At 65.7% G+C, this 10,653-nt stretch carries 4 protein-coding genes; all 4 read right to left on the bottom strand.

The features are described 5' to 3' along the window. Window positions 1-56: 56 nt before the first annotated feature. The 4 genes from AC1PLS_RS09210 to AC1PLS_RS09195 all read right to left on the bottom strand — a co-directional run bounded on the left by AC1PLS_RS09210 (window position 57) and on the right by AC1PLS_RS09195 (window position 10,444). Window positions 57-1,973 carry a sialate O-acetylesterase gene (locus AC1PLS_RS09210; RefSeq protein ID WP_184434313.1) on the bottom strand — a complete coding sequence of 639 codons (1,917 nt, stop codon included), beginning with the start codon at window positions 1,971-1,973 and terminating at the stop codon, window positions 57-59. Between the two features lie 106 nt (window positions 1,974-2,079). Next, window positions 2,080-4,341 (bottom strand): beta propeller repeat protein, encoded by a 2,262-nt coding sequence (locus AC1PLS_RS09205; protein ID WP_184434310.1) that lies wholly within the window; start codon window positions 4,339-4,341, stop codon window positions 2,080-2,082. 110 nt (window positions 4,342-4,451) lie between these two features. Further along, window positions 4,452-7,175, bottom strand: coding sequence for a TonB-dependent receptor (locus tag AC1PLS_RS09200; RefSeq protein WP_481104413.1), 2,724 nt, complete (start codon window positions 7,173-7,175; stop codon window positions 4,452-4,454). Between the two features lie 338 nt (window positions 7,176-7,513). Next, entirely contained in the window at window positions 7,514-10,444 is a 2,931-nt protein-coding gene (locus tag AC1PLS_RS09195; RefSeq protein ID WP_481104412.1) for a TonB-dependent receptor, read from the bottom strand. Between the last annotated feature and the right edge of the window lie 209 nt (window positions 10,445-10,653).

The raw sequence follows: 10,653 nt of genomic DNA, 5'->3' as shown, positions 1-10,653 counted from the left end.
AGGGGAAGAAGCGATCACACGTGCAACGGGGGAATGCATGGACATAAGACTCCGTGTCACCAGGTATCGGTGCGGAAGGGGGAAACGGGAAGCTGTTCGCGATTGACCAGGTTGGCGTCGTCCGGGTTTTCGCTCCAGCCGTAGCGCACCGCGACCGGTGCAGCCACCGCGTCGCTGCGCACGATCACGCGATCACCCTCGATGCGTGCGGTGGCCGGATGGAAGTGTTTGTCGGCACCGGCGACGCGGAAGCCCTGCACTTCGCCACCGTTACGCACCTGCAAGGCACTGCCCTGCAGATCGAAACTCAGCATTGCCTGACCATCGGCAAAGCGCGCCTGCTTGAACACCGGCGCGCTGTACACCAGCGTTTCGCCATACGCCACATGACGTGCAGCAATCGCAAGGCGATGGCCGACATCGCGCTTGTTGGTGGGATGGATATCGGTGGGGTTGCCGATATCGATGATCACCGCCTGCCCGGTCGCCGGCAGCGCCAGCGTCTTGGACTGCGACTCGCGCAACAGTGCCCACGGACTCAGCTCGCCCTTGTCGCCGCCGGCCTTGAAGTTGGCCAGCTGCACCCACAGGAACGGCAGCGTTTTCGCGCCACGTTCGGCGCGCCATTGCTGGATCATCGCGGCGAACTGTTCACGGTACTTCAGCGCGCCGGTGTCGCTGGCGTTGGTTTCGCCCTGGTACCAGATCACGCCCTTGACCGGGAACGGCTGCAGCGGATGGATCATCTGGTTGTACAGCAGCGTGGGCAGCTGATTCTTGTTGTCGACCAGCGATACGCGCACGGCGGCGGGGCGGAATTTCCAGCCGCCCAACGCGCGTTTGGCACCGGCGCTGGTCTGCACGAAGCGCTGCTCGTCCGGACCATGCATGCCGCCACCGCCACTGAGATCTTCCACCCGCACCGCGATGTGGTTGACCCCTGCATGCAAGGCCGAAGCCGGCACGCTGTAGACGCGCGGCAGGTTCCACTGCTTTTCGGTCGTGCCGACCTGCTGGCCATTGACGTAGGTGATGTCCGAGTCGTCGATCTGTCCCACGCCCAACGTGATGCCGGCCTTGGCTTCGGCAGCGCTCAGGGTGACCGTGGTGCGATACCAGGCGATCCCGTCCATGCCGTCATAACCACTGGATTCCCACTGCTGGGTGGTCGGGATGCTGTCCCAGTCGCTGTCGTCGAACGTCGCTTCGCGCCACTGCGGCATCTCGCCATCCACCTTGGGCCAGCGCGCGATGCGCTTGCCGGTGGCCGCCTGCGCAGCGGCATCGCGCTGCTTGATCGCCTCGATCGCGCCCTGGTTCTGCCCGGCATCCAGGCCCAGCGAGGTCGCATCCATCCACGCCTCGATCGCGCTGCCGCCCCAGGTGCTGTTGACGATGCCGATCGGCACGCCGGTGCTGGCGCGCAGCTCCTTGGCGAAGAAATAACCGACTGCGGTGAACTCGCCGGCGTTGTCCGGCGTGGCGGGCTTCCAGTCGCCGCCGGTCAGGCGCGCTTCCGGCTGCAGCGACCACGACTTGGGCACCTTGAAGTGCCGCAACTGCGGGTCGTTGGCCGCCGCCACCGCCTGCGGGCCATCGCTGGCCTGCGCCAGCGGCCACTCCATGTTCGATTGACCGCTGGCCAGCCACACATCACCGACCAGCACATCGCGCACCTGCAACTCGCCGCCGTCGCCCTGCACGCTCAGCACATAGGGGCCGCCGGCCTTGTGCGCGGGCAGGCTGACCTTCCACTGGCCTTTGGCATCGGCCTTGGCGGTGGCCCGCTTGCCGTCGAAGCTGACCGTGATGGCGGCATGGGGCGTGGCCCAGCCCCACACCGGCATCGCCTGGTCGCGCTGCAGCACCGCGCCATCGGCAAACAACAACGGCAGGCTCGGTTGCGCCAATGCGGCAGGGCTGGCGAGCACCAGGCCCAACAGGCAGCCACGACGGATGAGGGAAACGGTCATGCAGTGATCTCCAGGGTCGGCGCGGCCACTCGGCGCGCAGCGATGCGACGGCGCATGCCGCCGTACACGGTAAGACAGCGCGATGACGCGCACAGGGACGCAGCGCTCATCGTGGATCGCCGTAGAAGATGCCACGCCCACCGGTGGCGAAGTACACGCGCCCGGGGAGGCGCGGATCACCGGTGACGCTGTAGGGCTTGCCGAACCGGTGCGCGTCGTCGTTGATGCGCAACCAGTGCGCGCCTTCATCGTCGGAGCGGAATACGCCGTCCACGCCATCCACGCGGCCGGCCAGATACAGCGCCGGCGGTGCGCCATCGCGCAACGCCTTGCCGATGCCCAGCGAACGCGCCTCATCCGGCCTGGACAAGGTCTGCAAATGCCCGTCCTGCCAGCGCATCACGCCCAGCGCGGGGCTGGCCAGATATGCCACCCCCGCCCGCCACGGATCCGGGCGCAGCTGCGGGCGCGCCCGTTCGTCACGCGCCGGGTTGCCGGCCTGGGCACCGGTGTCGCGAAAGCTCGCTGCACCATCGCCGCTCTCGTACAAGCGCCCGCTGGCGGTATCCACTGCATACCAGCGCCGCGCATCGACGCGATCGGCCACCGCCACCGCGGTCTCGGGCAACCCCTGCACACGCTGCCAGTGCTTGCCGAAATCGGCGGTGCGCCAGTTGCCGCCTTTCTCGGGCGCCCACACCACATGGGATGCATCGGCGGCGATGGCGATGTTGCCGGCGCCCTGCCCGGCTGGCGGCTCGCTGGCGAACGCCGTCCACTGCGTACCGCCATCGCGCGAATACAGCGCACGGATCTCGTCGTTGTGGCGATCGCGCACGGTGCCGCTGCGCACCACCCATTGCGCGGCCTGCCCGGCGGCATCGATGCTCTCACCATTGGTCAGGCGCGGGCCGGCGTACTGCAGCTGCGCACGCTCCAGATCGTCATGCCGGAAGCCGTCGATATCGCCCAGCGCACTGAGCAGATGCGCGCCCTGCATCGGGCTGAGCAGATCCAGCGGCACGGTCTCTTCCAGCCCCCGATCCTGGAACCACCACTGCAACGGCCGCTGCTGCCTGGCGAAATCCTGCAGGTTGCGCGAAGCCCAGATGCCGTAGCCGGTGACGAACAGCGCGTGGTTGCTGTCGAACGGATCGATCGCCAGCGCACCCATCCAGTGTGGCTTGGCCTGCGCGGTCCACGGCGCTGCGCTGTGATCGAACTGCGCGCCCGCCAGCAGCGGCGTCCAGCTGCGCCCGCCGTCGACGCTGCGGAACAGCTCATCGCGCGGGCTACGACGGCGGAAGGTGCTGGCCAGCAGCACCTGCGGCTGTTGCGGATCCACCGCCACCGCGCCCCAGCCGAAACCATCGCCGCTGGCCGGCTGCGCGATCGGGCTGATCTCGGTCCAGCGCCCCTGCGCCGCGGTGTATTTCCACAGCGCGCCGCCGGCCATCAGGTCCGGCCCGGGCTGGTCGCCGTAGCTCAGGTACCACTGCCCATCGCTGCCGCCGGCCATATGACTGGGACGCAGGCCCTTGGGCTGCCCGGCCACCGCCGACCAGCTGCGACCGGCATCGTCGGAGACATACAGACTGGCCTGCGCGGTGGACACGCCGACATAGATGCGCGGGGTCGGACGGCCGGCGCGGCCGCTGGCGCCATCGAAGACGACAAAGGCAATACCCACCGCCTGCTCGCGTCCGACATGATTGCGCGCCGTCGCGCCCGCCATTGCCTCGGCGGGAAATGCATCCACCCGCGCCCAGTGCGCGCCGCGATCGTCGCTGCGCCACAGGCCTGCATCGCGTGAGCCCAGCAACAGCACACGGCCATCGTGCGGGTCCACCGCCAGCCGTTCGCCATTGGCACGGCCCAATTGATTGCCGCCGAGTTTGAACGGCAACTCGGCACGCTCGAAACTGCGGCCGCGGTCGAACGAGCGCAGCACCGCGGCATTGCCGGCGCGCTCGTGCATATAGGTGCCCGCAGCCAGATACAGCGCCTGCGGGTCGGCAGGATCGACCGCGAACGCATCGATCCCCATCAGGTTCCAGTCGTCGGCGCCCAGCCAGTCGGTCAGCGCCACCCACTGCTGCGCGCGCGCATCCCAGCGGTAGGCACCACCGACATCGGTACGTGCATACGCAAGGTCGCGCTCGGCGGGATGAAACAGCACACCGGTGACGAATCCGCCACCGCCGATGGCGACGCTGCGCCATTGGTAAGGCCCCTGGGACGCCGGATCGGCGGCCTGCAGCGGCAGGATCGAAAGCGACAACAGCACCAGCAGTGCCAGCCATACACGGACCGGCCACATCGCTGCGGTAACGCGGCGCACAGTAGGCGGATCGATCACAGCGATCATTCCTCCGGCTCCTCTTGCGATCGACGGCCTGCCGTCGATAGGAAAAACACCGGCCCGACGGGCTGCCTGCACAGCTCGCCGGACCGGAGACGCACTTCCTACGGCGCGTTCTACAGGCTGGCCCGCAATGTCAGGCCATACCGACGATCGTTGATCACGAAGTCACGGTAGCGCGACTCGGTGCCCAGATAGCTTTCGCGACGGGTATCGAGCAGATTCACGCCATCGAGCGAAATCGACCACACATCATTGATGTTGAAACGCAGCGAGGCATCCAGCTGGCCGAAGCCCTTGTTGTAGACCGGCAGGTTGCCGGTGCCGTTGCCCGCGGTGGTCACCAGCCAGTCGCTGCGCCAGTTGTAGGCCACACGGCCCTGGAAGCGCGAGGTTTCGTAGCTGAGGATCGCGTTGTAGCTGTTCTTGGACAGGCCTTCCAGCGGCACGGTCAGCGCCTGGCCGTTGGTGTCGGTGGCGGTGGGGCTCGGCGCCTCGCTGTCGACATAGGTGTAGTTGGTCTGCAGGCCGAAGCCGCTCAGCCAGCCCGGCAGGAAGTCGAAAAACTGCGTGTAGCCCAGTTCCGCACCGCGGATCTTGCCGGCATCGCCGTTGACCGGACGGGTGATCTGCCAGACCTGGCCGTCGTAGACCTCGTTGAAGACCGCATTGGCGATGAAGCCTTCGACCTTCTTGTAGAACAAGGTGCCGTACATCATCGAGCCCTGGCCGAAGTACCACTCCAGCGCGGTGTCGAACTGGTCGGCCTTGACCGCTTCCAGACTCGGGTTACCCGCGGTACCGGTGAAGGTCGAGGCACCATTGGAGGTGCCGGTGCTCAGGCTCAGGTTTGGGTTGAGCCGGTCGAAGGTGGGACGGGAGATGCCGCGCGAGGCCGCAAAACGCCACTGCAGCTGATCGCTCAGCATCCAGCGCAGGTTCAAGCTGGGCAGCACGTCGGTATAGGTCTGCTGCGCATCCACCGGGATCAGTCCGCCGCCTTCGCTGTCGGTTCCGGTGCGCACGCCCTGCGAGCCCACCTCGGTCCGCACCACGCGCACGCCGATGTTGCCGTCGAACGGAATCGAGTCGCTGTCCACGCCGAAGCGCAGCACGCCATAGGCCGCGTAGGTCTTCTCGTTCTGCGTATTGATGTTGTTGGGCGCAAATTCCAGCGGGCTGGCACCGAAGGTAGCCAGGGTCTGCTCGTAGTTGGCCACTGCCGAGTCGGCAGCCGTCAGCGTGCGGCCGAAGGTGCTGCTCTCACCGCGGAAGAAGTCGGTGATCGGGTTGGTCACCAGACCGATGGTCGGGTACTGCGAGAACGGCGTGCCCGAGCAATCGTTGATGCACATGAAGCGGTAGATATTGCCCTTGGTCTCGGCATCGCGGTCGGTGTAACGCACACCGGCCTTGAAGCTGCGCACGAAGTCGCTGTCGAAGGCCAGGTCCATGTCGGCGCGCCAGGCGAACTCGGTGCCCTTGTTGTCGTCCTTGTTGTCCAGGTGCCAGCGCCAGCCGTCGTAGTTGTTGGCATCGGCCAGATAGCCTTCCGCGCCGCTGGCATCGGTCACCGACAGGCGCGGCAGATCGCCACGGAAGTCGACGTTGAACTGCGGGCTGGTGTCCTGCCCGGTGGCGACGATGTAGCGCGTGCCCTTGGTGGTGGCATCGACGTACTGGAAGTCGGTGCTCAGGGTCAGCTTCTCGTTGACCGTCCACTTGGCGCCCAGCGAGTAATCGGTGGTCACCGAATGCCGCTCGGTCAGGCTGGTGTTGGATTCGGTCGGCACGTTCTGGAACGAGCCATTGACGAACTCGTTGCGGTCGTTGACCTGGATGCCCGGCAAGCCCTGCATCGGGTTGGCGCCGGTCAGGGCGAAGAACGAATAGTCGTGCCAGCTGAAGTCGTAATCCGAACGCAGCACCTGCGTGTAGACCTCGACCGAATCGTTCGGACGCCACTGCATCGCGAACGCACCGGTCTTGCGCTCGCGCTCACCGATGGTGGTGTTGATGCCGGCGCCGTGCGGCACCGACACGCCCTGGCCTTCATAGCCCGGCAGATCGGTTTGCGTGTACCACGGCTCGATCGAGATGGTGTCCTGGCGGAACGGGCTCTTCTGCTGCGAGTAGTTCACCAGCAGGCCGATCTCGCCGATGCCGGTCTGCCAGCGATCGCTGAACAGGCCCGAGAACGCCGGCTTGCCGTCGTCGGCCAGGTCGTAATAGTTGTACTGGACGCTGCCGGCGATCTTGCGGCCGTCGTAGTAGAACGGCAGGCGCGTGCGCAGGTCGACGGTGCCGCCCAGGCCACCTTCGATCATGTCGGCCGAGGGATTCTTGTACACGTTGACGCCGCCGAGCAGTTCGGCCGACACGTCCTCGAAGCTCAGGCCACGGCCATCGTTGGCGGTGAAGATGTCACGGCCATTGAGTTCGGTGCGCACCTGGGTCAGGCCGCGGATGGCGATCGAGCTGCCTTCGCCGTAGTTGCGCGAGATTTGGATACCGGAGATGCGCTGCAGCGCCTCGGCGACGTTGTTGTCGGGCAGCTTGCCGATGTCTTCGGCAACGATGGAATCGACGATCTGCTCGGCATTCTGCTTGACCAGCTGCGCCTTGGTGACGCTGCTGCGCGTGCCGGTGACCTGCACCGTGTCGAGCTGCTGGGTGGTGGCGTCCTGAGCCGGGGTGGCTGTGGTGGTCGCGTCCTGCGCGTAGGCCTGCGTACTCAACAGCGTGGCCACACTGAGGGCCATCACGGAGCGGCGGAAATCACGGATCGAACGCTGACCCACAGTCCGGCCTGCCGGAATGTGGCGATGTTGCACTGACATGGTGCTCCCTCCCAGGACGCATGTACTTCTAATTTTTAGCGGGCCGGTGCGCGAACGCCCTGCCCGTCGTTGGTGCTGGCCCGCATCCGCCCACGACCGGAAGGCCGGGCGGTGCGATGCGTGGTAATCCTGACGAGGCTTACCTAGCGGCTGCGGCCGGAGCATAGGGCGGCGCTGATGTGCCACACCAATGAAATATTCCTGGAAAGGTATTCGTAAAACCTATAACAACGCCGACAAACCCGCTGGGTCTGGCATTGCGGATCCGGATGGCCGGAGCGGCCAAAGCGGGCTCAAGTCTGCGAGCCCGCGCACGGCAGTTCCGTGATGGCCCGCGCTTACCAGTTCATGCGCAGCACCAGCGAATAGCGCCGGTCGTTGACGAACGAGGAGCGCGTATACAGACGCGGATCCACCTCGCCGCCTTCGTACGAGGTCGGCCCCATCAGCACCTTGGTCACCGTGTTGGTCAGGTTGTTGGCCTGCACGCCCAGTTGCAGATGCTCGTTGAAGCGGTAGAAGAACGAGCCGTCGAGCTGGCCGTAGTCATCGGCCCAGGTCGGCAGACGGGTGGACGCATCGCTGGTGGTCAGCAGGTAACGCGAGCGCCAGTTGTAGGCCAGGCGCAGCGACAACGGGCCCTTTTCGTAGATGCCGGCCAGGTTGTAGCTGCGCCGCGACAGGCCTTCCAGCGGCAGCTCGACACCGGTGACGGTGGTATTGGTGTACGGGTCGGTGGCGGTGTTGGCGCCGCCCTGGCTGTCGACGAAGGTGAAGTTGGCATTGACGCCGAACCCGCTCAACCAGCCCGGCAACTGGTCGAAGAACTGGGTATAGCCCAGCTCCGCGCCGCGGATGGTGCCCTCGTCCATGTTGTACGGGCGCGTCACCAGCCAGGGGCGGTTGTCGTATACCTCGCTGCGGGTCTGGGTGGAGAAGTAATCCTTGACCTTCTTGTAGAACAGCGTGGCGTACAGCATGTCGCTGGTGTCGAAATACCACTCCAGCGCAGTGTCGAACTGGTTGGCCACCATCGGCTTGAGGTTCGGGTTGCCGGCGGTGCCGACAAAATCGGTCGCCTGGCCGGCGTCGTTGGTTTCCACGTTGAGCAACACATACGGCTGCAGCTGAGTGTAGTCCGGGCGCGCCATCGCCTTGGAGGCGGCAAAGCGCCACTGCAGGCTGTCGGTGAAGCGCAGCCGCAGGTTCAGGCTGGGCAGCACGTTGGTATAGCTGCCCTGAGAGTTGTTCTCGAAGTACTGCCCGGTATAGCGCGCCTGCAGTTCCGGCGAGACATTGAGCCCGGCCAGGTTCTGGAACTGGCCGAAGCCCTCGGCCTGGGTCTTGGTCTGCACCACGCGGATGCCGACGTTGCCGTCCACCGGCACGCCCCAGGCCTCGTCGTTGCCGAAGTACAGCGCCGCGTAGGCGGCCTGGGTGCGTTCGTGCTGGCGGTTGGTGTCCTGTGGCTGATAGGTGTCCGGCGCCCAGCCGTAGCCGCGCAGCGCCACGATCTGCTGGATCATCTGCGAGGCGGAGCGGTAGTTGTTGACCAGGCTGCTGTTGGGCACCACCAGCGTGGTCGGCACGTTCACCCCGCCGCGGAAGAAGTCGGAGAAGGTGAACAACGACGACTGGTCGGTCATGAACTCGGACATATTCGCCAAGCCGTTGCTGGTGCCCGGAATGGCGGCCCAGTTGTCGGAGATCACGCCCCAGTTGTAGCCGGAATTCTTGTTGATCTGATTGCGGTCGGTGGCGCGCATGCCGAAGCGCGCAAAGCGCAACCAGCTGCTGTCATCGAAGGTGTATTCCAGATCCACGCGCGTGGACAGCTGCCGCCCGCGGTTCTTGCCCAGATGGTCCATTGCCGCCGCCCAGAAGTAGTTGGACGGGTCCTGGGTAAAGCCCGGATTGGCGATCTGCACGCTGGGATACTTGCCCGACACGTCGTACGACAGGCCCGGCAGATAGGTCGCACTGAACACGGTGAAATCCAGCTGTTCGTTCTCCGACTCCACCAGCTGCATATCGCCCTTGATCTGCAGGTTGTCGTTGAAGAAATGGCTGAAGCCCACCGACATGTCGGTGGTGGTGGTGCGCTGTTCGGAATAGCGGTTATCGGTATTGAAGCGCACACCATCGCCGGTGAGCACCCCGCGCCACGAGCTGGATACCGGCGAGCCGCGCAGGAAGGCGCCGCGATCGTCGTAGTCGAAGGTGGTGCCCGGTGCCGGCGTGATGCTGTTGTTGCTGTCGTTGAAGAACGCGGCGCGCTCCTGCCAGTTCATCTCGTAGCGCGAGCGCAGGAACTGCGCATAGATCTCGGTGGCGTCACTGGGCTTCCACTGGAACGCCGCCGCGATCCCGTCGCGCTTGCGCTCGAAATCCAGCTGACGCCAGTTCACCCCACCCGGCACGAACACTTCGCTGCGCCCGCTGCCGGCCAGCACGGCCTCATCGGTCCGCCGCACGTACGGCTCCACCTGGATGCCGTCCGAGCGCGTGGCCAGCTCCGAATGCGCGACGTCGATCATGAAGCCCATTTCGCCGATGCCGGTGTTCCAGCGGTCGCTGAACAGGAACGAGGCCGACGGCTTGTACTTCTTGCTCATGTCGCCGTAGTTGTAATCGACATTGCCGCCGACGATCCGGCCCGGATTGTCGAACGGCATGCGCGTACGCAGATTGACCGTGCCGCCCAGCCCGCCTTCGATGATTTCCGCCGAGGGGTTCTTGTAGACGTCCACACCGGCCATCAACTCGGCCGGCACGTCTTCGAAGCTCAGCCCGCGGCCGCTGGCGGCGCTGAAGATGTCGCGCCCATTGAGTTCGCCGCGCACCTGGGTCAGGCCGCGGATCATCACGCCGCTGCCTTCGGCGGAGAAATGGTCCGGATCGCTGCGTGCGGCGAAGTGATCGATGGTCACGCCGCTGACGCGCTGCAGGGTTTCGGTGACGCTGCGGTCGGGCAAGGCGCCGATGTCTTCGGCACTGACCGAATCCACGATCTGGCTGGCATCGCGCTTGATCACCTGCGACTTGATCAGGCTGGCGCGCACGCCGCGCACTTCCACCGTGTCCAGATCCACCGCGCTGGTGCCGCCATTGGCGCTGGAGGCGGCCTGCGACGACTGCGCCTGTTGCGCATAGACGGGGGCGGCGAGCAGCAACCCGATGCTGACGGCCATGGCCGAATGACGCAAACGCGGGGTACGACGTGCGTGCACGCCCGTCCCTGCCGAGGCATGGCTTGAAAACTTGTACATCTGAATCCCTCCCAGGACGCAAGACGACTGAAGACTGGTTGTCGCGGCGCCGCGACGCGGCCCGCGTGATCACGGCGGAGCCGGCACGGACGCCTGCCCCTCCCTCTATCTGACGGTTTGCCCGCCGATCACCTGCCCGACTTCACGTGCGCTTCAGCGTGCGATCTGGCTCACAGATATAGGCGCGTGGTCTAGCGCCAGCCAATGAA

Source organism: Xanthomonas sp. NCPPB 3218 (genome assembly GCF_056725185.1).
This window is presented reverse-complemented; position numbering and strand designations above follow the sequence as displayed.